This is a genomic window from Pseudomonas sp. WT-JTC, from assembly GCF_056711565.1.
Map to the genome: position 1 here is coordinate 4,024,951 of NZ_CM160042.1, position 22,688 is coordinate 4,047,638.

Here is a 22,688-nt window from a genome sequence, read left to right on the forward strand (position 1 = left end):
CGAAAGGTTTGCAGTGAGCGGGTGCGGCACCGGGCCGCCCCGCTGCTATGCGGCGGTAGTCGAAATCAGGCTGCTGGCCTTCGCCTGCTCCAGCCGGATGGCAACGAACTTGGAAGTCGGGGTGAAGGTACGGTCACCGTAACTTTCCAATGGCACCAGCGGATTGGTCTCCGGGTAGTACGCCGCCGCCTGACCGGCCGGAATGTCGTAGGCGATCAGGGTGAAACCGCTGACCCGGCGTTCGCGGTCGTCGTCCCACAGCGCCACCAGGTCAACCTTCTGCCCCGGTTCGAAACCCAGCCGGCGAATGTCCTGCTCGTTGGCGAACACCACGTCGCGCATGCCGTACACCCCGCGATAACGGTCATCCAGGCCGTACAGCGTGGTGTTGTACTGATCGTGGGAACGCATGGTCTGCAAGATCAGGTGCGGCTTGACCGCCAGGTTGCGCACGCCCTCGCTGATCAGGTGCTGCGGCAACACACTCGGGGTGAATTGGGCTTTGCCGCTGGCGGTTTTCCAGATGCGCCTGGCCGCGTCGTTGGGCATGTGGAAACCGCCCGGATGCAGCAGGCGCCGGTTGAAATCCTCGAAGCCGGGAATGGTGTCGGCAATCATGTTGCGGATGCGCCCGTAGTCGCCGATGGCCCAGTTCCAGTCGATCGGGTGCTTGCCCAGTGTGGCGGCGGCGATGCCGGCAATGATCGCAGGTTCCGACAGCAGGTGTTTCGACTTGGGTTTCAGCTGACCGTGAGAGATGTGGATCATGCTGAAGGTGTCTTCCACGGTCACACCCTGCGGGCCTTCGGCCTGCATGTCGATGTCGGTGCGGCCCAGGCACGGCAGGATCAGCGCTTCACGGCCGGTGACCAAATGACTGCGGTTGAGCTTGGTGGCGATGTGCACGGTGAGGTCGCATTTGCGCAACGCAGCGTGGGTGCGCGGCGTGTCGGGGGTGGCCTGGGCGAAGTTGCCACCCAGGGCGATAAACACTTTCGAACGCCCCTGCTCCATCGCGCCAATCGCCATCACGGTGTTGTGACCATGCTCACGCGGCGGCTTGAAGGAGAAGCGTTTTTCCAAGGCATTGAGCAACTCGGTGGGTGCCAGTTCGTTGATGCCCATGGTGCGGTCGCCCTGCACGTTACTGTGACCGCGAACCGGCGACAGGCCCGCGCCCGGACGGCCAACGTTGCCACGCAGCAGCATCAGGTTGATGACTTCCTGCAGCGTCGGCACCGAGTGCGTGTGCTGGGTCAGGCCCATCGCCCAGCACATGATCACCCGCTTGGACCGGGCGTACATGCGTGCGGCGAGTTCGATGTCAGCCAGGGTCATGCCTGATTGCTGTTCGATGTGCTCCCAGCTGGTCGCGTCGACTTCGGCCAGGTAGGCCCCCATTCCCGAAGTGTGTTCGGCGATGAACTCATGGTCGAACACCGGTTCGCCGCCGGTGGCCTGAGCTTCGCGCTCCCACTGCAACAGGAACTTGACCATGCCGCGCATGACCGCCATGTCACCGCCAAGTGCCGGGCGGAAGTACGCGGTGTTGGTGGGCTCGGAGCCATTCATCAGCATTTCGATCGGGTGCTGCGGATGCTGGAAGCGCTCCAGCCCACGCTCCTTGAGCGGATTGATGCAGATCACCTGGGCACCGCGCTTGACCGCTTCGCGCAACGGTTCGAGCATCCGCGGGTGGTTGGTGCCGGGGTTCTGGCCAATGACGAAGATCGCATCGGCATGCTCCAGATCGTCGAACACCACGGTGCCTTTGCCCACGCCGAGGCTTTCGATCATGCTCACCGCGCTGGCTTCGTGGCACATGTTGGAGCAGTCCGGAAAGTTGTTGGTACCGTAAGCCCGGACGAACAACTGATAGAGAAACGCCGCCTCGTTGCTGGCCCGGCCCGAGGTATAGAACTCGGCCTGGTGGGGTGACTCCAGCGCGTTGAGGTGCCGGGCGATCGTCGCGAACGCTTCGTCCCAGGTGGTTTCCACGTAACGATCGGTGGCAACGTCATAGCGCATCGGGTGGGTCAGGCGCCCCTGATACTCCAGCCAGTAATCGCTCTGCTCGGCCAGCGCCGAGACGCTGTATTTGTTGAAGAAGGCCGGGTCGACCAAACGGCCCGTGGCTTCCCAGTTAACGGCCTTGGCGCCGTTTTCACAGAACTTGACCATGCCGTTTTCCGGTGACTCGCCCCAGGCGCAACCGGGGCAGTCGAACCCGCCGTTCTGGTTGGTCTTGAGCATGGCGCGAATGTTCTTCAGCGCGTTTTCACTGCCCAGCCAGTTCCTGGTAACAGCAATCAGCGCGCCCCAACCGGCGGCGGCACCTTTGTAGGGTTTGTAGCGGTCGACTTGAGACATGGTAGTTCTCCGTGACAATGCACACAGGCTTCGACCCGATTCAGGTCATTGATCGTTTGACGGAGAAAGCATATGAACAGGGATTAATTACTGTCTAATCGCTATTTATGACCATATGATCGAGGATATTTATCATCGTATTTTATTGTTTATTATCAATCACTTATAAAAATTAAATAGCCATTTATGCAACAACTTTACCCATCATAGATGCAGTCGATCAACCGGTTGCTAATAGTGATTGGACGTCCCCTAAAGTTGCTCTTAGCCTGCACTCAACAAATCCGTTATCGGCGCATTTTCTGTAGGAGCGAGCTCTGCTCGCGATGGACTCAAGAGCACCGCGTTAAGCCAGCAAGCACGCGTAATCGTTAACGACCATCGCGAGCAGGCTCGCTCCTACACCTGCGCTGAACAAATCCGTTATCAGCGCAATACCTGTAGGAGCGAGCTCTGCTCGCGATGGACTCAAGAGCACCGCGTTCAGCCAGCAAGCACGCGTAATCGTTAACGACCATCGCGAGCAAGCTCGCTCCTACACCAGCGCTCAACAGGCGCAATATTTGTAGGAGCGAGCTCTGCTCGCGATGGACTCAAGAGCACCGCGTTCAGCCAGCAAGCACGCGTAATCGTTAACGACCATCGCGAGCAAGCTCGCTCCTACACCAGCGCTCAACAGGCGCAATATTTGTAGGAGCGAGCTCTGCTCGCGATGGACTCAAGAGCACCGCGTTCAGCCAGCAGGCACGCGTAATCGTTAACGACCATCGCGAGCAGGCTCGCTCCTACACCTGCGCTCAACAGGCGCAATATTTGTAGGAGCGAGCTCTGCTCGCGATGGACTCAAGAGCACCGCGTTCAGCCAGCAGGCACGCGTAATCGTTAACGACCATCGTGAGCAGAGCTCGCTCCTACACGGAACATTCATTCAATACGTGCCAAGCGAGGGTGTCATGTCAGAACAAGTCTTGATCGATGGATTCTCCCGGCGCGTGGACTATCTGCGGATGTCGGTCACCGACCGCTGCGATTTCCGTTGCGTGTATTGCATGGCCGAGGACATGCAGTTCCTGCCGCGCCAACGGGTGCTGACGCTGGAAGAGATTTATCAACTGGCACAAAGCTTCGTAGCGCTGGGCACCCGCAAGATCCGCCTGACCGGAGGCGAGCCGCTGATTCGTCCGGGCGTGGTGCAGCTGTGCCAGAAGATCGCCGCCCTGCCCGGCCTGCGTGAACTGTGCATGACAACCAACGGTTCGCAGTTGGCCAAACTCGCCGAGCCGTTGTTCGAGGCCGGGGTCAAGCGCCTCAACATCAGCCTCGACAGCCTGGACCCGCAACGTTTTCGCGAACTGACCCGCACCGGTGATCTGGCGCAGGTCATCAAGGGCATCGACGCGGCCAACCAGGCCGGATTTCGCAACACCAAGCTCAATTGCGTGGTCATGAAAGGCCGCAACGACCATGAGATCAACGATCTGGTGAGCTTCGCCATCGACCGCAACCTCGACATCTCCTTCATCGAGGAGATGCCGTTGGGCACCATCGACGAGCACAGCCGCGCCGAATCGTTTTTCGCAAGCAGCCAGGTCCGCGAGCGCATCGCCGAACGCTACACTTTGATTGATTCCGCCGAGTCGACCCAGGGCCCGTCGCGCTACTGGCGCCTGGCCGAGGCGCCGCAGATTCGCCTGGGGTTCATCTCACCCCACAGCCACAACTTTTGCGGCACCTGCAATCGGGTGCGGCTGACCGTGGAAGGACGTCTGCTGCTGTGCCTGGGCAATGAGCACTCTGTGGATCTCAAGGCTGTTCTGCGCAGCCACCCCGGACAGCCCGAGCGCCTGGAGAAAGCCATTATCGAGGCGATGAAGCTCAAGCCTTATCGACACAACTTCGAAGTGAACGACGACGTACAGGTCATTCGCTTCATGAACATGACGGGCGGCTGAAACCCATGATCGTGAGACCCAAACCCAACCTGATCGGCGTCCTGACGTCCCTCAAGGGTTCGATCGCCAAGCGCATTGCCTGGCGCAGCCTGATGGTGACGTTGCTCGCCTCGGCCATCGTGCTCGTTGAAACCTTGCATCCCAGCTACTTTTCCAAGGTCAGTGCAACGCCCTTCACGCTGCTGGGTTTGTCGTTGTCGATCTTCATGAGCTTTCGCAACAACGCCTGCTACGACCGCTGGTATGAAGCGCGCAAGGCGTGGGGCGAGGTGATCGTGGAAGTGCGCTCGATGATTCGTGAAACCCTGGTCATCAAGGACACGGATGAGCGACACACGATCCTGAGCAACCTGTGCGGCTTTGCTCATGCCCTCAACGCGCGGCTGCGCCAGGAAAACGAACTGGCAGCCAGCGGCGACTGGCTGCAACCGATGCCCAAGGGCAACAGTACGGACATCAGCGGGCAGATACTGATGCAGGTCGGTCAGCAGTGTTCGGCACTCAACGAATCCGGGGCGGTCAACGACTGGCGCTACACGCTCATGGCCAACCACCTGGCCAGCCTGACCCACGCCCAGGCGGTCTGTGAACGGATCAAGAACACCCCGCTACCGTTCCCCTACACCCTGTTGCTGCACCGCACCATCTACCTGTTCTGCATCCTCCTGCCGTTTGCCATGGCCGAACCCCTGGGCTGGCTGACCCCGATTTTCACCGCGATCGTCAGCTACACCTTTTTCGGCCTGGACGCGATTGCCGATGAACTGGAAGACCCGTTCGGCCGCGATGAAAACGACCTGCCCACCGACGCCATCGTGCGCAACATCGAGCGTGATGTACTGGCAGCACTGGGCGTGACAGAACTGCCGCCACAACTGGAACCGGTGGACTTTGTGCTGAACTGAGACTCAAGAAACACACAAAACCTGTGGGAGCGGGCTTGCTCGCGAAGGCGGTGGGTCAGGCAATATCTCTTTTGCATATGCCGACCTCTTCGCGAGCAAGCCCGCTCCCACAGGGATTGTGGCTGGCCGCAGGATTGGCGTTCACTGAAGATCAAACTGTAGGAGCGGGCTTGCTCGCGAAGGCGGTGGGTCAGTCAATATCACTGTTGGATGTGCCGGCCTCGTCGCGAGCAAGTCGGATCGCCGCACCGCCGCTCCCACAGGTATTTCAGGTGTATTCAGAACAGCTCGCTGAAGGGAATAAACCGCGCCGTGTCGCCCTCTGCCAAGGTGCAGCCTTCCGGCACCTCCAACAACCCATCGGCCCAGGAGGCCCCCAACAAAACGCCTGAGCTCTGGTTCGGATAGAGCACCGCTTGACCGGCCTGGAGTTTCGCCCTGAGGTACTCGCGCCGACTGCCAGGTTTGGGCCAGGCAAAGCCGAGCCTGACCGGAAAGCTCAAGGGCTCGACGTCTTCGACACCCTGAATCCGCAACAGGTAAACCCGGGCCAACAGGCCGAAAGTGACCAACGCCGATGTCGGATTACCCGGCAGGCCAATCACCGGCACGCGGCCGAAGTGGCCGACGGTCAATGGCTTGCCGGGTTTGATCGAGAGTTTCCACAGCAACGGCTTGCCGCACTCGCGCAGCACCTGGCCGAGGCAGTCGGCGTCACCGGCGGACACACCGCCAGTGCTGAGCATCAGGTCAGCGGCGTGTTGCAGCTGTTCGAGCTTGAGCCGCGTCTGGCGCGGCTCGTCGGGGAGTATGCCGACATCGATAACCTCGCAACCCAACGCACTCAACCAATGGCTCAACAATGTGCGGTTGCTGTTGTAAATGCTGCCGGGCTTGAGTGGCGTGCCCGGCTCGACCAGTTCATCGCCGGTGGACAACAACGCCACCCGTGGTCGCCGCACGACCTGCACATGGGTGCAGCCCTGCGCCGCCGCGACAGCCAACTCGAACGGACCAAGGCGTTTGCCGGCGCGCAGCAATACATCGCCGACGCCGTTCTCCTGGCCTTGCGGACGGATGTTATTGCCGGCGCGCAGTGGCTGCTTGAACCGGATCCGTCCGTCATCCAGCACCTCGGTGTTTTCCTGCATCTCCACACAGTTGGCACCCGGCGGAACAGGCGCGCCGGTGAAGATGCGCGCGCAGGTTCCCGGTGCCAAGGCTTCGGGGGCGTGTCCGGCAAACACCTGCTGCGACACGCTCAATGGCTCCCCATCCCAGCCGTCGACATTCAGGGCATACCCGTCCATGGCGCTGTTCGGCCACGGCGGCAGATCGAGGGTCGCCACCAGGTCATTGGCCAACACCCGCTGCCCGGCGGCACTTAGCGGCACCGCTTCGCTGTCTTCAATCCTGTGTGCCTCGGCCATTGTCAGCAGCCGGTCGATGGCTTGCTCCACCGACATCAGCGGTGCAGCGCTCATCCCCGCGTCCCGCAGGCTTGCACGGGCTTGAGGTGCGGTACGAAATTGCACGGCCGGTGGCGAGCGTCGAGTTGCTCGGCGAGGATGCCTTCCCACGCGGTGCGGCAGGCGCCCGTGGAACCCGGCAGGCAACAGACCAGCGTGCCATTGGCCAGCCCGGCCAGTGCCCGGCTCTGCACTGTGGAGGTACCAATGTCGAGGATCGAAATCGCCCGGAACAGCTCACCGAATCCGTCGATCTGCTTGTCCAGCAAACAGGCCACCGCCTCGGGGGTGCTGTCGCGGCCGGTGAACCCGGTACCGCCAGTGATCAACACCACCTGAATGCCGTCGTCGGCAATCCAGTTCGCCACCTGCGCGCGGATCTTGTACAGGTCATCCTTGAGCAGGTTGCGCTCGCTGAGGGTGTGGCCGGCTTCCAGCAAACGACTGGCGAGCAGTTGGCCGGAAGTGTCATTGGCATATTCACGGGTATCGCTGACTGTCAGCACGGCAATATTCAAAGGGATAAACAACGCATCCGGTTTAACGCTCATGGGATTCTCCGGCTGGCATGAATTAAATAGCTGAATTAAACAACTTCCGGAGACTAAATCGGTCCAACAAACGCTGTCTAATCACTCTAACCAACCAGACTATCGAGCCGCTCTATCAATATAAAACACCATCGACGATAGAGCGCATCGATAACCCCTTAAATACCAGTGATTGGACGCACGCCCAGGACAGTGAGATCGTCCACACCTCACGGTTTCCGCCGCGCCTTGTGTCTTGCGCACCTGAGTCAATACTTACCCTTCACTCCCCCGTCAGCAGGTGCCGTCATGGACATCAAACAACTCAAGTTCCTGATCGCCCTGGAGCAGACCCGCCACTTCGGCCAGGCTGCCGCGCGCTGCCACATCACCCAGCCCACCCTGTCCATGCGTCTGCGCAACCTGGAGGATGAACTGGACCTGGTGCTGGTCACCCGGGGGCAGCGCTTCGAGGGTTTTACCCAGGCCGGCGAGCGGGTACTGGCGTGGGCCAGAACCCTGTTGGCCGCCCACGACGGGCTCTTCGCCGAGGCCGCCGCGTGCCGGGGCCAGCTCGTCGGCAACTTGCGCCTGGGCCTGGTGCCGCTGAGCAGCTTCAACCCCGTCACCTACATTCAGGGCCTGTCCCGCAGCTTTCCCGAGCTCAAGTACAGCCTGTCTTCCCTGAGTTCCGACCAGATCATCGAGGGCCTGGGCAACAATCAGCTTGACCTGGGCGTGTGCTACCTCGATCACGTCAATCCGAGCTATTTCGAGTTTTTCGAGATCGGCGCAACCCGCGTCGGCCTGCTGTACGACACCCGCCACTTCCATTTCGAGGGTGCGCAAATGAGCTGGGAGGACGCCGCCGAACTGCCGCTGGGGATGCTCAGCAACGGCATGCACTACCGCAAATCCATCGACCTGAGCTTTCGCAGCCGCGGACTGGACCCGCAGCCGATCCTGGAAAGCGATTCGACTTACCAATTGCTGCAGGCGATTCACGAAGGTTTCTGCTGCGCGATCATGCCGCTGGACAGCGGCCTGGAAGAACCCATCGAACACCTGTCGTTCATCGAACTGCCGGATGCCAGTGTGCTCGCCCCCCTGGGCCTGGTCATGCGCAAGACCGAACCGCGCTCGGCAATTGCCGAGAAGTGTTTCGCCGAAGCCCGAACTTTATTCAGCCGGACTCACTGATCAAGTTGCGGTTTTATATAAAACCGAAAAAGACCTGTTTGGCCAGCCTGATAGACATCACCAATCGGCGCATCGGAACAAGCGATTGGACGCGTTGAAAAGTTACCCGTAGCCTGAACTTAATTCAGCGCTTCGAGGTTCTTTTCATGTTATGCCAAGTTGAACAAACCGATATTCGAAGCGACACCAACGCCCCCGCACCCAAGCCGCTGAATGTGAACTTTCGCGAGTACGACAACGCGGCGTCAGTCTGTCAGGCGGCGCTGGCTTCAGAGATTGCCCTGGCAATCACCTACAACGGTTTGAGTCAGGCCGTGATGATGGTGTCGCCGGGCAACCTCGAAGATTTCATCCGTGGTTTCAGCGTCAGCAACGACATCGTCGAAGACCAGAGCGAAATCTACGACCTGCGCCTCACCCATTTCGACCAGGCCGTTCAAGCAGACGTGCAGATCTCCAGCCGCGCGTTCTGGGCACTGAAGAACCATCGTCGGCAAATGGCGGGCACCAGTGGCTGCGGACTGTGCGGTGTGCAAGCGCTGGAACAGGCCTTGCCGAAACTGCAGATTCTCGATCCGGTTCCCCTGCCGCCCGCCGAGCATTTCATCGACATTCGCGGCCGCATCGAACAGGCACAACAAATGGCCCGCAGCAGCGGTGCACTGCACGCAGCGCTGTACTTCGACCCTCATGGCAACGCGCTGATCTGCCGCGAGGACATTGGCCGCCACAACGCACTGGACAAACTGATCGGTGCCCTGCAACACGCCGGCATCGACAGCCGCAGCGGCTTCACCGTGGTCACCAGCCGTTGCAGCCTGGAGCTGATTCACAAAGCCGTCAGGGCCAGGCTCGGCACGCTGGTCAGCCTGTCGGCGCCCACCGCCCTGACCGTGCAATGGGCAATCAAACATCGCCTCAACCTGATTCACGTCCCTCACCGAAACGCACCACGCATTTACAGCCCGGCATGATGCCTTCACCCGATCACCGCGCTGGCAAGCGCAGGAACTCCCCATGACAGACATTTCAGATGCATCGCCCAATGGCCTGACCCACCTCGACCGTCAGGGTCGCGCCAACATGGTCGATGTCAGCGAAAAAACCTCGACGCTGCGTGAAGCCCAGGCCCAGGCCTGGGTGCGGATGCGCCCGGAAACCTTGAAGTTGATTCAAAGCGACGGCCACCCCAAGGGCGATGTGTTTGCCGTCGCGCGAATCGCCGGAATCATGGCGGCGAAGAAAACCCATGAGCTGATTCCGCTGTGCCACAGCCTGCTGCTCAGTTCGATCCACGTCGAACTCAAGGCCTGCACACCGGACAGTGTGAAAATTGTCGGCACCTGCCGCGTCGAGGGCCAGACCGGGGTCGAACTGGAAGCTTTGACCGCCGTCAGCGTGGCGGCGCTGACCCTCTATGACATGTGCAAGGCGGTGGACCGCGCCATGGTCATCGATGACATCCGCCTGCTGAGCAAACAAGGCGGCCGCTCCGGTCATTTCAAGTTCGAGGCCGCACAATGATCCTGATCAACTACTTCGCCCGTTACCGCGAGCAGCTCAATCTGGGCGGTGAAAAACTGCCCCTGACCGACAGCCTCAAGACCATCGAAGACGTGCGCCGATTGCTGATGGCTCGCGGTGAGGTGTGGAGCAACGTGCTGGGTGAAAGCAACCTGATGTGTGCCCTGAACCAGGAGCTGTGCCATCCGGACCGGGTGATCGAGGACTATGACGAGATCGCCTTTTTTCCACCGGTCACCGGGGGTTGAGACATGACGGTTCGGGTCCAGTGTGAAGCGTTCGACGTCGGCCGGTTGATCGACAACTTGCAGGCGAACGATCCGGGCGTGGGTGCCGTGGTCAACTTCGTCGGCTACGTGCGCGACATCAATCAGGGTGAGGCGGTCGCCGGATTGTTTCTGGAGCACTACCCGGGCATGACCGAACGTTCACTGCAGAAAATCATCGACAATGCCAGGGCCCGATGGCCGCTGCGGGCCGTGGAGATCGTGCATCGGATCGGCCCGTTGTCGACCGGCGAGCCGATCGTGTTTGTCGGTGTCAGCAGCCCCCATCGTCAAGCCGCTTTCGAAGCCTGTGCGTTCATCATGGACTACCTGAAAACCGACGCGCCGTTCTGGAAACGCGAAGACGTGGCGTGCGGCGCACGCTGGGTCGATGCCCGTGACAGCGACCGGTCAGCCGTCGCGCGCTGGGCAGAAGCGCAGCATCAGGTGACTATCCAACGCGCTTCGGTGTAGCTACAGTCATTGGCTCAAAACACCTCTGCACAAGGAGTTTCCTCTTGAGCCCCACGCCCTCCCCGATCACGGAGCAGGATGTGCTGCTGCCCCGGTCCATCAGCCTGCGCGAAGCCTTTCTATTCTGGCTCAAGCTCGGTTTCATCAGCTTTGGCGGGCCCGCCGGGCAGATTTCGATCATGCATCAGGAACTGGTCGAACGCCGGCGCTGGATCTCCGAGCGGCGCTTTCTGCATGCGCTCAACTACTGCATGTTGCTGCCTGGGCCTGAGGCTCAGCAGCTGGCGACCTACATCGGCTGGCTGATGCACCGGACCTGGGGCGGCGTGATCGCTGGCGTGCTGTTTGTGTTGCCGTCGTTGTTCATCCTGATTGCACTGTCCTGGGTGTACATCGCCTTTGGTGAAGTGCCCGTGGTCGCCGGATTGTTCTACGGGATCAAGCCGGCGGTCACGGCCATCGTGGTGCAGGCGGCTCACCGGATCGGCTCGCGGGCGCTGAAGAATGGCTGGTTATGGGGCATCGCCGCCGCGGCCTTCGTGGCCATCTTCGTGCTCAACGTGCCGTTTCCGTTGATCGTGCTCGGCGCGGCGGTCATCGGTTATTTCGGCGGACGACTGGCACCGGAAAAATTCAGGGCCGGTGGCCACGGCGCGGCGAAAAAATCCTTCGGCCCGGCCGTGATCGACGACGACACCCCGACCCCGGAGCACGCCCGTTTCAGTGGCTGGAAACTGGCGCGCCTGGCCGTTGTCGGTGCGATCCTGTGGGCACTGCCCATGGCCATGCTCACCGCACTGTTCGGCTGGGAAGGCACCTTGACCCAGATGGCCTGGTTCTTCACCAAGGCTGCGCTGCTGACCTTCGGAGGGGCCTATGCCGTGCTGCCGTATGTCTACCAGGGCGCGGTCGGTCACTACGGATGGCTGACGCCGACGCAGATGATCGACGGTCTGGCGCTCGGTGAAACCACTCCGGGTCCGTTGATCATGGTCGTCGCCTTTGTCGGTTTCATCGGTGCCTACGTGCATCAGGTCTTCGGGCCGGATCAAGCGTTTGTCGCCGGCGCCATTGCCGCCACGCTGGTGACCTGGTTCACCTTCCTGCCTTCGTTCCTGTTCATCCTCGCCGGCGGACCGCTGGTGGAGTCGACGCACAACGAACTCACCTTCACCGCGCCACTGACGGCCATTACGGCTGCCGTGGTGGGCGTGATTCTCAATCTGGCGTGTTTCTTTGGCTACCATGTGCTTTGGCCCAAAGGCTTCGAAGGACGACTGGACTGGCCTTCGCTGCTGATCGCCCTGGTGGCGGGCATTGCGTTGCTTCGTTTCAAGCGCGGGGTGATCGAGGTGTTGACCGTCTGCGGGTTGATCGGCCTTGGTGTGCACCTGATGTCCTGAACCAGACATTTACACGCGTCACAATCCTCCCTAGTATCCAGCCATCCCCGGATGGCTTGTTCTACTCGCCACCGACGATTTGCGCCGCCGGAAACCTGCGCCATGCGTACTTTGCCGTCAGAACAGCACCTGCTGAACATTTCGCTCCAGGCCACCTCGCTGCTGGCCGTGGACGGCATTGCATGAAGCGCATCGTCAACCTGCCCATGGCCCTGCGCCGTTCCAAACTGCGTCATTCCGCACGTCCGCCGGATAGCGCCCTGCCCGCCTGATCGGCGCGCCCCCTCCTTACGCTCCTGCTCAGCCATACACAGAACCTGTGGGAGCGGGCTTGCTCGCGAACGCGGTGTGTCATTCACCGTTGATGTCGAATGACACACCGCGTTCGCGAGCAAGCCCGCTCCCACATGACTGCGTTCGCCTGACCGGCATTGAGCTTCTCCCCATTTTGCCTGGACACCGACATGACTCAACGTTGCAATTCCTACTACACCGCCACCCTCAACCAGGACACCGATTACCCGACGCTGCAAGGCCGGCACCGGGTTGACGTGGTGATCATCGGCGGCGGTTTCACCGGCGTGGCCAGCGCCGTCGAGCTGGCGGAAAAAGGCCTGAAGGTCGCCATCGTCGAAAGCCACAAGATCGGCTGGGGCGCCACCGGGCGCAATGGCGGCCAGGTCACCGGCAGTCTCTCGGGCGATGAAGCCATGCGCAAACAGATGCGCCGCACCATCGGCGATGAAGTCGACGACTTCATCTGGAACCTGCGCTGGCGCGGGCACCAGATCATCAGCCAGCGCGTGGAAAAGTACGGCATCGCCTGCGACCTCAAGCACGGCCACCTGCACGCGGCGTACAAGCCCGCGCACATGGCTGGCTTGCGCAAGGACTACGAGGAAGCCGTGCGCCGTGGCATGGGCGATGAGGTCAGCCTGCTCGACCGCAGCCAGGTCCGCGACCTGCTGCAAAGCGACCTCTACCACGGCGCGATCAAGAACACCCGCAACATGCACCTGCACCCGCTCAATCTGTGCATCGGCGAAGCCCGCGCAGCCGAAAGCCTGGGCGCGTTGATCTTCGAAAACAGCGAAGTGCTAGAGATCATCCATGGCGATGGCCTTCACCAGAGCCCGGGCGTACGTACCGCCCACGGGCACATCGAGGCCAGTCAGGTGCTGCTGGCCGGCGACGTCTACCACAAGCTGGAACCGGGCAAGCTCAAGGGCAAGATTTTCCCGGCCATGGGCGGCATCGTCACTACCGCGCCGCTGGGCGATCTGGCCAGACAGATCAACCCCGAAGACCTGGCGGTCTACGACTGCCGTTTCGTGCTCGACTACTACCGCCTCACCGCTGACGGTCGCCTGTTGTTCGGTGGCGGCGCCAACTACAGCGGCAAGGATTCACGCGACATCGCCGCCGAGCTGCGCCCGTGCATCGAGCAGACCTTCCCGGCGCTCAAAGGCGTGGCCATCGATTACCAGTGGAGCTGCGCGATGGGCATCGTGATCAACCGCATCCCGCAACTGGGCAAGCTGTCGGACAACGTCTGGTATTGCCAGGGCTACTCCGGCCACGGCATCGCCACCAGCCACATCATGGGTGAAATCATGGGCCGGGCGATCACCGGGCAGCTGGAGCAGTTCGACACGTTCGCTGCCTGCCAGCACATCCGCGTACCCATGGGCGACCTGCTGGGCAACCCGATGCTCGCTGCCGGCATGTGGTACTACCAGATGCTTGAGCGACTGCGCTGAGGTTACTGGCCAATACATTCAACATGGATGTTGTTTGTACCGGCCTCGATATTTGAGCTCGACATCAATCCCTGTGGGAGCGGGCTTGCTCGCGAAGGGGTCGGTACATTCAACACATATTCAGCGGCAGTCACACCGCCTTCGCGAGCAAGCCCGCTCCCACAGTTTGATCTTCGGTGGACACAAAAAAGTGTTCAATCCTGCGCCTGCACCACCTCGACCCCCAACGCCCGGTAGTCCTCGACACTGCCTGACGCCACATGCTGCTCGGTGATCAGCGTGTGCACGCGCTGACAAGGCGCGACGACAAAGGGTTCCACCGCGCCGAGCTTGTCCGCCGTGGTCACGGCAATCACGTGGGAAGCACAGTCGAGCATGGCCTGTTTCACCGGCACTTCATCGAAGTGCAGCGAACTGAGGCCCACCTGCGGGTGGATCGCGCAGACCCCGGTAAACAGCAGGTCGGCCTTGATGCCCGCCAGCAGCCGCAGGGTTTCGTGGCCGCTGGCCGACATCGTTGCCGGGTTGAGCTGGCCGCCAGCCAGGATCACCTTGATGCCTTTGTATTCGGACAAGGTAATGGCTGTCATCGGCGATGCCGTGATCGCGGTGATGGCGATGTCCGCCGGCAGCGAGCGTGCGATCTGCAAGGTAGTGGTGCCGGAATCGAACACCACGATCTGACCGTCCCGCACCCGTCGTGCAGCCAGTTGCGCCAACCGGGTTTTCACCTCGTCGGTTTCGCTGATCCGGGTAAAATAGTCCTTGCCCGAGTCTTTGGGCCGCGGCAACGCCCCGCCGTGCACCCGCTGCACCAGGCCGGCGCTGGCCAGCTCCGCCAGGTCGCGGCGGATGGTGTCTTCGGACACCGCGAAGTGCTGGCTCAACTCCGAGGCCATGACCTTGCCATCACGTTCGAGGATCAGCAGGATTTTTTGTCGGCGTACTGACGGCAGTTCGGCAGCAGAATGGATGTCGTGCATGTTTTCGCCCGTTTATGCGTGCAACTGCGTGTTTATGCGAGATTAGCCAAAGCTCGGGTTAAACACAAACGGCCGGCCGGGAAAACACTTCCCGGTATCATTTTTTTCGATCTTTCAAATCATTACAGCGAATTTTTCATTTTCCTGTGACCTGTCCAAGATGGCACCGTCACTCATGTTTTGGATGGAAACTTCATGAATATCAATTTTGCTTTTGCGTGCATGATCGTAGTTTCGTTCACGATTGCACTGGTGAACGGCTGACCGCTATCGGGGGGACCATGGCCTCTCGTCCAGCAAATCGCTAAAAGCCTGACAGATCAGGAATATGCTCTATAACCAGTGGTGACATGATTTCCGATCAGGGGAACTGGAAGGCTCCCTCGGAAGTTGCTCTCTAAAAAAGCTGCGGACAATTGAGTGCCCGCCAGGAGACACCACCCATGAAAGCTCTGAAAATTGCCGCCAGCGATGGCACCTCCGAATGCTTCCTGAACGCCCGGGAGGTGGTCCCGCTCAGTCAAACCGACTTCACCGACGTCGCCGTGGCCGTGGTGTCGGTCAATGACGTGTTGGCTGGAGCGTTGGACGTCATTCAGCGCACCGGTTTTGACGTGCCGATTTTCCTGGTGCCTTCCCCCGGCACCAGTACCCGCCCCCGAGAAGTCTACAAACACCTGAATGACGTGCTGCTGCAAGTGAACGGCATCTTCGACCTGTCCCCCAGCAACGTCGAATACCATGGCAACCAACTGGAGACAGCGGCCAAGGCCTATGAAGAAAGCTTGCTGCCGCCGTTCTTCGATTCGCTCAAACGGTACACCGAGGCCGCCAACGCGACCTTTGCCTGCCCCGGTCACCAGGGCGGCCAGTTCTTTCGCAAGCACCCGGCCGGCCGGCAGTTCTTCGACTTCTTCGGCGAGACGCTGTTTCGCGCCGACATGTGCAACGCCGACGTCAAGCTCGGTGACTTGCTGATCCACGAAGGCCCGGCGCTGCTGGCACAGAAACACGCCGCGCAAGTGTTCAACGCTGACAAGACCTATTTCGTGCTCAACGGCACCTCGGCATCGAACAAGGTGGTGACCAACGCCCTGTTGACTCCGGGCGACCTGGTGCTGTTCGACCGCAACAACCACAAGTCCAACCACCAGGGCGCGCTGTTGCAGGCCGGCGCCACGCCGGTCTATCTGGAAACCGCGCGCAATCCCTACGGTTTCATCGGCGGGATCGACGCCCACTGTTTCGAAGAAGAGTACTTGCGCGAACTGATTGCCGAAGTCGCCCCGGACAAGGCCCAACTGCCACGGCCATTCCGCCTGGCGATCATTCAATTGGGCACCTACGACGGCACCATCTACAACGCCCGGCAAGTGGTCGACCGCATCGGCAAGTTGTGTGACTACATCCTGTTCGACTCGGCGTGGGTCGGCTACGAACAGTTCATCCCGATGATGAAAGACTGCTCGCCACTGTTGCTCGACCTGAACGAGAACGACCCGGGCATCTTCGTCACGCAATCGGTGCACAAACAGCAGGCCGGTTTTTCCCAGGCCTCCCAGGTGCACAAGAAAGACCGGCACATCAAGGGCCAGGCCCGCTATTGCAACCACCACCGGCTCAACAACGCCTTCATGTCCCAGGCCTCCACCAGCCCGTTCTACCCGCTGTTCGCCTCGCTGGATGTCAACGCGCGCATTCACTCAGGCCGCAGCGGCCTGCGCCTTTGGGAGGACTGCGTGAAGTTCGGCATCGAAGCACGCAAGTTGATTATCGAAGCCTGCACCATGGTCCGGCCGTTCGTGCCGTCCACCATCGAAGGGCGCGCGTGGGAAGACTACCCGACGGACGAAATCGCCAATGACATCCGCTTCTTCGAATTTCATCCGAAGGACCGCTGGCACGCTTTTGGTGGCTACGCCGAGAAGCAGTACTTCATCGACCCATGCAAACTGCTGTTCACCACCCCGGGCATCGACCCGGTGGACGGCAGCTACACCGAGTTCGGTATTCACGCTGGCATCCTCGCCAACTTCCTGCGGGAAAACGGCATCGTCCCGGAAAAATGCGACCTGAACTCGATTCTGTTCCTGCTCACCCCGGCTGAAGACTGGGCGAAGATGACCCACCTGGCCGCGCAAATCGCCCGTTTCGAACGTTTCATCAGCGATGACGCACCCATGAGCCGGGTGCTGCCGGCCATCTACGCGCAACATCAGGAACGCTATCGCAACTACACCATTCGCCAGCTCTGCCAGGAAATGCACGACCTGTATCGCAGCCACAATGTGCAGCAGTTGCAGAAGAACATGTTCCGCAAGGAATACTTCCCGAAAAAGGCCATGAACCCGCAGCAAGCGCAGATCGAATACATCCGTGGCAACGTCGAACTGGTGGCGCTGGCGGATGCGGACGGGCGTATCGCCGCCGAAGGTGCGCTGCCCTATCCGCCGGGTGTGCTCTGCGTGGTACCGGGAGAGATCTGGGGTGGCGCGGTATTGAAATACTTCCTGGCCCTGGAAGAAGGCATCAACCGCTTGCCGGGGTTCACACCGGAGCTACAGGGTGTCTACCTGAAACACGAAGGCGGTCGCACCCGGGCGTATGGGTATGTGATCAAGGCCTGAGGCATGCAGCAGGAGCCGGCCCGGGCTGGCTCCTGCCCAATGCATCGATCAGAATTTTTCCGGGATGAACTTGAACGGATAGTTCGGATCCCGATAGTTGCCGGGACTTTGCCGCTTGGGCAATTTCACTTTTTCCCGCGGCACCTCTTCGTAAGGAATGCTGTTCAGCACATCGCTGATGATGTTCAGTCGTGCCCGCCGCTTGTCATTGGAGTTGGCGACCCGCCAAGGCGCCAATTCGGTATCGGTGGCCTCGAACATGTCGTCCCGGGCACGGGAGTAGTCGTACCAGCGGTTATAGGACTTGAGGTCCATGGGTGACAGCTTCCAGATCTTGCGCCCGTCGGTGATACGCTCCTTGAGGCGTCGGGTCTGTTCTTCCTGGCTCACTTCAAGCCAGTATTTGATCAGGATGATTCCCGATTCGACCAGTGCATGCTCGACCCGCGGCACCACGGTGAGAAAATTGCGCACCTGCTCTTCGCTGCAAAACCCCATGACCCGCTCAACACCGGCGCGGTTGTACCAGCTGCGATCGAAGATCACCACTTCACCGGCCGCCGGCAGGTGCGGCAGATAACGCTGCACATACATCTGGCTTTTTTCCCGGTCGGTCGGTGCCGGCAACGCAATCACCCGGAACACCCGCGGACTGACCCGTTCGGTCAGTGCCTTGATGGTCCCGCCCTTGCCGGCGCCATCACGGCCCTCGAAGATGATGCAAATCTTGGCGCCCGTGTGCTGCACCCACTCCTGCAGTTTGACCAGCTCGACATGCAGCCGCTCCAGTTCTTCGAGATAAACCTTGTTCTTGAGCTTGTCGCCTTCGACCGGTTTGTTTTTCGCTGCTGCTTTCTTCTTTGCCATGCCCGTTACCTCCTTCAATGCATCACACAACGTCCGGAGCGCGCCCGGCCGCGTTCATTCAGCGTCGACTGCGCTGGTAATGTTCAACCGCCTGCTCCAGATTCAGGAACATGCGGGCCTCGCCCAGCGTATGGCCCAAGGGCGCCTTGATGACCATGTCCCATACACCCGGGCTCATGCCCACCAGCCACAATGAAATGCCTTTTTCCTGCATTCGCTGTTCCGCCCCTGTGAGCATTTTCAGGGCCGTGTACTCCAGGTCGAACACGCTGCGCAGGTCCAGAACCACAACGGCGGGCCGTGCTTCTTCGATCAGGGGGTGCATCTTCATGCCGATGCGCTGGGCGTTGGCGAAAAAGATCCGGCCTTCCGGTCGAAGCAACAGCAGCCCGTCAAAGTGTTCGTCATCGGGGTGTTCGGCGGACTGCGGCCGGTACACATTGGTGCCAGGCTTGCGCCCGAGGATGTGCACGGGTGGGTCCGAGACTTGATAGGCCAGTGCCAGCAACGAAACGACAATCGCCACGACAATCCCTTGCAGCGTGCCCAGCAGCATCACGCCGATCATGGCCACCACGGCCCAGGCAAATTCGGTACGGCGAACCGACAGAATCTCGCGAAATTCCGCCGGCTCGATCAGGCCCACCGAATACACGATCACCACGGCGGCGAGCGTGGCATTGGGCATCAGGCCAATCAGCGGTGCCAGCAGCAGGCAAGTGCCCAATGCCAGTGCAGCGGTGACCAGTGCAGCCAGTTGCGAACGGGCGCCGGCCAGGCGGTTCACCGCCGTCTGGGTGGTCCCGCCACCCGCGACCATGGCCCCGAGAAACGCACCGCCGATGTTGGCAACGCCGGTGGCCAGCAGCTCCCTATTCGGTTGTGGCGCGGGCTCGTCACTGCGGGCGAACGCGCGCCCCGCGGCGATGGTTTCGGTGAAACTCATCAGTGCGATGCCCATCGCCGAAGGCCACAGGGTTTCGGCCAACGACCATACCGGCAGGGTCGGCGCGGGCAGTCCGATCGGCACCACGCCGACCGCGGAAACACCAAAGCGCTCCAGGCCAAACAGGCTCATGCCGATGATGCCAAGCGCCACCGCAATCAACGGTGCGGGCAGTCGCGGGGTAAAACGCTTCATGCCGACCAGCAGCAGTACCATGAACACACCGACCGCCACGGTCGGCAGCGAGGCATGAGCGATGCTCTGGGCTGTGGCCAGCACATTGTGCAGGAAGCCACCTTTGTCGATGTGAGTACCCAGCAGTTTGGGTAGCTGGTCGAGCACGATGACCACGCCGATGCCGGCCTTGAAACCCACCAGCACCGGTTCGGAAATGAAATTGGCGACGAAGCCCAGGCGCAGCAACCCCGCGACGATCAGGATCGCGCCCACCATCAGGGCCAGCGTGGCGGACCCCGCCAGCAAGGTCGCCGCATCGCCATCGGGGCTGATCTGGCCCAGCGCGGAGCCGGCGAGAATGGCCAGGGTGGTTGTGGTGCTGACACTGAGCGGGCGCGAGGTACCGAGCACGGCATAGATCACCATCGGCACCAGCACCGTGTACAGCCCGACCTGCACCGGCAGGCCGGCAATGGTGGCGTACGCCAGCGCCTTGGGAATGACCACGGCCGCTGCCGTCAACCCTGCTACCACATCGCCTCGTAGCCAGTCGGGCCGGTAACTGCCGAGCCATTCCGGGATCAACAGGCTGCGCAAGGTACCCCGTTGTGGAGCGCCTGGACTTCGCTCTTGCGGATGGCTGCCTTGTTGATCCATGAATCACTCCAGTCACAATTCGTCCGGTGCGGATGATGAGTGGGCTCAACTGACCGCACAATCCTTTAACTGCACGCGTAACCACTGCAAACCTTCATCGACATCCAGGCGAATGTGCCAGTGGGCAATCCACGCAGGCTTGGCCAGTTACAAATGTAGCCGGTTTGCGCGGCCACGCCGTTCCATGACTGGCGAAGGGGACAGACGCCCCACCATCACCGGTCAAAAAGGGAAAGCCTTATCCGGACGACGTCAGAAGGCGATAATTGAGCTATACCCGCTAATTCTCCCATTGCAGTTCTTCAACTCAGGAGTTTGGCAATGAAACTCAACATCTCAGTGGCTGCACTCATGGTTGCGGCAAGCCTTTTCGGCTGCGCCACGTCATCGAACCATGGCGTGAACGTCAAGTTGGTTGCCACCCGGCAAAACGCCGGTCAGATCGGAAACGTCACGTTGACGGACTGGGACAACAAAACCGGACTCAGTTTCTTCATCAGCGGCGCTCCATCCTACGTTTCCCTGCCCTTGCGCCTTTACTCGTTCATCAATAATGGCAGTTGCGAGCAACCCGGGTCTGTCGCCTATGCGATGAACAACATCGTCGTCACCGAACGCCAACCCATACGTGGCTGGACGTTTTCAAGGACGGCACCTGTCCCCTTGCAAACCCTGCTTGCCGGCAAATACTCGGTGGTCGTGCGAACGGCTGCGACCGATGGCAACTACGATATTTTTTGCGGGGATATCAAGTCTGGAGAGCCAGTGAAATAGCCACGGCCATTTCAGGTCAGCCCACCTGCCGATACCGCTCGTGCCACCGAATGTTCAGTGCGAGCGGCGACAGCGCTAAAGACCCTGGTCACAAACCTGTCATTACTCACTGATAACGTCTTGGCGCTTCCCCGAACCACATCCGCTCGATCTCCGATCGCCAGATCCCTGTACCAGGGCTTTGCCCCTCCGCTCAAGGTGACACTTCAGGTGTACTCAAGCACGACGCGCAAGCAAATCATCATCAGATCCAACGACATGAGTTGCGACGACTTTGGCGCGTTGTTCTCGAACCTGTTCGGCAACCTTTATTCCGACTCTCCGCCGCCGCCCAAAAACATCATCATCGGCGGGGTCTACGGCAGACACGAAGGTGTCAGTTTCCGTCGCATGCACTATCGCGGTGACTTCACGGTGGCTTTTCCCGCCCCTCTCGATGAAATCACCTTCGTCATTCCCACCGCCGGCAAGATCATCTTCAACCATGGCACCGAGTCGACCGGTTTTACCCAGGTCGGGCTGGCCATCGACAAGGCCGAGGTGCGCTCGGCACGCTTCGTCGACAATCATGCCCAGCACGGGATCTCGATCAGCCGGGGGCTGGTCACCGAACGACTGTCGGTGCTGCTGGGCAAGCCGATCCTGCAGAAAGTCCGTTTCGAGCCCGTGGTGGACCTGAACCTACCCGCCTTGCAGGGCATCAAGGCACTGGTGGACATGGCCACGGGAACCGAGTTCGACCTGCTGATCAACACGGGTTCGCTGATGCCTTCGCGCCTTCGCGAAATGCTGGTCGATGCGGTGCTGGAAGCCTGGCCGCACAACTTCACCGAAGCCCTTCGGCGCCCTTCCCCGTTGATCGCGCCACGGCATGTGAAGCTGGCCGTCGAGTACATTCAGGCGCATCCCGACCACCTGGCCAGCGGTACGGAACTGGCACAACTGAGCAACGTCAGCCTGCGCGCCTTGCAGGAGGGTTTTCAGCGCTTCATGGGCACTTCGATCGTTGCCTATCAGCGCCAGGTACGCCTGGAACGCGCCTTCGCTGCGCTGTCCCAGGGAGTGTCGCCTTCAGTGACTGACGTGGCCTTGCAACACGGCTTCAGCAATGTCGGGCGGTTTTGCCAGTATTTCCAGAGTGCCTACGGCATCAGTCCCGCCGATGTGAGAAAGGGCCTGCGAACGCGGCCAATGCCGGACAATTGAGGAATTGTGGGAGCGAGCTTGCTCGCGAAAAACGCCGGGACACCGCGGGGATTCAGGCAGCCCGCGTCATCGTTGACGTCCATCGCGAGCAAGCCTGCTTGCGATGGCGGGGTGTTGGGCGACGCGTCTTTTACCGGTGTACATATCCGTTGCTGCGGTAACGGCTTCTTATGGTTCCGCTTTTACAGCGGGTTACTTGGAAAAGCGGAGCGCCGCCCGGCCCCAAGTAACCAAGGGCTCTTGCCCCTGACGTTCGGTGCCTCGCTCCGGTCCTGCTCCGTGGGCCCGCCGCGATCGGCCATCCATGGCCGTACGCGGCTAACCCGGCATCCATGCCGGGTTGCCCACTGCGCAGAACCGGAACGAAGCCTCACGAGGGGGCAAGAAGATCAAAAGCCAAAGCCAAAGCGAGGCGGCCTACCGGCCGGCCTGATCGCAATTGAACGCGTTTCCCTGTAGGAGCGAGCTTGCTCGCGAAAAACGCCGGGACACCGCGGGGATTCAGACAGCCCGCGTTATCGTTGACGTCCATCGCGAGCAAGCTCGCTCCTACAGAAGAGCGGAGCAGAGCGAAGGCAGATTCGCGAACACCCGCTCT

At 60.7% G+C, this 22,688-nt stretch carries 18 protein-coding genes; 12 read left to right on the plus strand and 6 right to left on the minus strand.

Translation table 11 applies throughout. The features are described 5' to 3' along the window. Positions 1–45: 45 nt before the first annotated feature. Positions 46–2,370: an FdhF/YdeP family oxidoreductase gene (locus AC06G5_RS18290; RefSeq protein ID WP_480457927.1), complete on the minus strand. Its 2,325-nt coding sequence runs from the start codon at positions 2,368–2,370 to the stop codon at positions 46–48. Between the two features lie 953 nt (positions 2,371–3,323). Between AC06G5_RS18290 and moaA the strand changes: the two genes are divergently transcribed. Further along, positions 3,324–4,322 carry a GTP 3',8-cyclase MoaA gene (gene moaA / locus AC06G5_RS18295; RefSeq protein ID WP_413428568.1) on the plus strand — a complete coding sequence of 333 codons (999 nt, stop codon included), beginning with the start codon at positions 3,324–3,326 and terminating at the stop codon, positions 4,320–4,322. 5 nt (positions 4,323–4,327) lie between these two features. Next, entirely contained in the window at positions 4,328–5,227 is a 900-nt protein-coding gene (locus AC06G5_RS18300) for a bestrophin family protein (RefSeq protein ID WP_480457930.1), read from the plus strand. A 278-nt stretch (positions 5,228–5,505) separates the two neighbouring features. Here the strand turns inward: AC06G5_RS18300 and AC06G5_RS18305 are convergent, their stop codons facing one another. Beyond that, on the minus strand, positions 5,506–6,711 hold the full coding sequence (locus AC06G5_RS18305; protein WP_413704583.1) for a molybdopterin molybdotransferase MoeA: 1,206 nt from the start codon (positions 6,709–6,711) through the stop codon (positions 5,506–5,508). Continuing rightward, entirely contained in the window at positions 6,708–7,247 is a 540-nt protein-coding gene (moaB, locus tag AC06G5_RS18310; protein WP_413704582.1) for a molybdenum cofactor biosynthesis protein B, read from the minus strand. Before moaB ends, AC06G5_RS18305 begins: the two co-directional genes overlap by 4 nt. A gap of 288 nt (positions 7,248–7,535) precedes the next feature. On the opposite strand from moaB, the gene AC06G5_RS18315 reads away from it, so the two are divergent. The 7 genes from AC06G5_RS18315 to AC06G5_RS18345 all read left to right on the plus strand — a co-directional run bounded on the left by AC06G5_RS18315 (position 7,536) and on the right by AC06G5_RS18345 (position 13,853). Beyond that, positions 7,536–8,426 carry a LysR family transcriptional regulator gene (locus AC06G5_RS18315; RefSeq protein WP_008021986.1) on the plus strand — a complete coding sequence of 297 codons (891 nt, stop codon included), beginning with the start codon at positions 7,536–7,538 and terminating at the stop codon, positions 8,424–8,426. 146 nt (positions 8,427–8,572) lie between these two features. Next, complete coding sequence (fdhD, locus tag AC06G5_RS18320; protein ID WP_413428564.1) at positions 8,573–9,400, plus strand: formate dehydrogenase accessory sulfurtransferase FdhD; 828 nt, start codon at positions 8,573–8,575, stop codon at positions 9,398–9,400. A gap of 43 nt (positions 9,401–9,443) precedes the next feature. Continuing rightward, the gene (gene moaC, locus AC06G5_RS18325; RefSeq protein WP_413428563.1) at positions 9,444–9,950 is read left to right on the plus strand and encodes a cyclic pyranopterin monophosphate synthase MoaC; all 507 of its coding nucleotides are present in this window, start codon (positions 9,444–9,446) and stop codon (positions 9,948–9,950) included. Further along, positions 9,947–10,198: a molybdopterin converting factor subunit 1 gene (moaD, locus tag AC06G5_RS18330; protein WP_480457934.1), complete on the plus strand. Its 252-nt coding sequence runs from the start codon at positions 9,947–9,949 to the stop codon at positions 10,196–10,198. The genes moaC and moaD overlap by 4 nt, the downstream gene beginning before the upstream one ends. 3 nt (positions 10,199–10,201) lie before the next feature. Beyond that, entirely contained in the window at positions 10,202–10,690 is a 489-nt protein-coding gene (gene moaE, locus AC06G5_RS18335) for a molybdopterin synthase catalytic subunit MoaE (protein WP_480457936.1), read from the plus strand. Positions 10,691–10,734: 44 nt separating this feature from the next. Next, positions 10,735–12,093, plus strand: a complete 1,359-nt coding sequence (gene chrA / locus AC06G5_RS18340) for a chromate efflux transporter (RefSeq protein ID WP_413428560.1) — start codon at positions 10,735–10,737, stop codon at positions 12,091–12,093. Between the two features lie 464 nt (positions 12,094–12,557). Beyond that, positions 12,558–13,853 (plus strand): NAD(P)/FAD-dependent oxidoreductase, encoded by a 1,296-nt coding sequence (locus AC06G5_RS18345; RefSeq protein ID WP_480457938.1) that lies wholly within the window; start codon positions 12,558–12,560, stop codon positions 13,851–13,853. A 194-nt stretch (positions 13,854–14,047) separates the two neighbouring features. Here the strand turns inward: AC06G5_RS18345 and AC06G5_RS18350 are convergent, their stop codons facing one another. Then, on the minus strand, positions 14,048–14,836 hold the full coding sequence (locus AC06G5_RS18350) for a DeoR/GlpR family DNA-binding transcription regulator (protein ID WP_480457940.1): 789 nt from the start codon (positions 14,834–14,836) through the stop codon (positions 14,048–14,050). A 443-nt stretch (positions 14,837–15,279) separates the two neighbouring features. Here AC06G5_RS18350 and speF point away from each other — a divergent pair, with 443 nt between their 5' ends. Continuing rightward, entirely contained in the window at positions 15,280–17,463 is a 2,184-nt protein-coding gene (speF, locus tag AC06G5_RS18355) for an ornithine decarboxylase SpeF (protein WP_413428731.1), read from the plus strand. Positions 17,464–17,511: 48 nt separating this feature from the next. On the opposite strand, the gene ppk2 is transcribed toward speF, so the two are convergent. Beyond that, a complete protein-coding gene (gene ppk2, locus AC06G5_RS18360; RefSeq protein WP_413428730.1) occupies positions 17,512–18,330 on the minus strand; it encodes a polyphosphate kinase 2 in 819 nt (272 codons plus the stop codon). A 58-nt stretch (positions 18,331–18,388) separates the two neighbouring features. Beyond that, positions 18,389–20,110 (minus strand): SulP family inorganic anion transporter, encoded by a 1,722-nt coding sequence (locus tag AC06G5_RS18365; protein WP_413428729.1) that lies wholly within the window; start codon positions 20,108–20,110, stop codon positions 18,389–18,391. Positions 20,111–20,431: 321 nt separating this feature from the next. Here AC06G5_RS18365 and AC06G5_RS18370 point away from each other — a divergent pair, with 321 nt between their 5' ends. After that, on the plus strand, positions 20,432–20,884 hold the full coding sequence (locus AC06G5_RS18370) for a hypothetical protein (RefSeq protein WP_413428728.1): 453 nt from the start codon (positions 20,432–20,434) through the stop codon (positions 20,882–20,884). Between the two features lie 258 nt (positions 20,885–21,142). After that, positions 21,143–22,090 (plus strand): helix-turn-helix transcriptional regulator, encoded by a 948-nt coding sequence (locus AC06G5_RS18375; RefSeq protein ID WP_413704577.1) that lies wholly within the window; start codon positions 21,143–21,145, stop codon positions 22,088–22,090. The last annotated feature ends 598 nt before the right edge of the window (positions 22,091–22,688 follow it).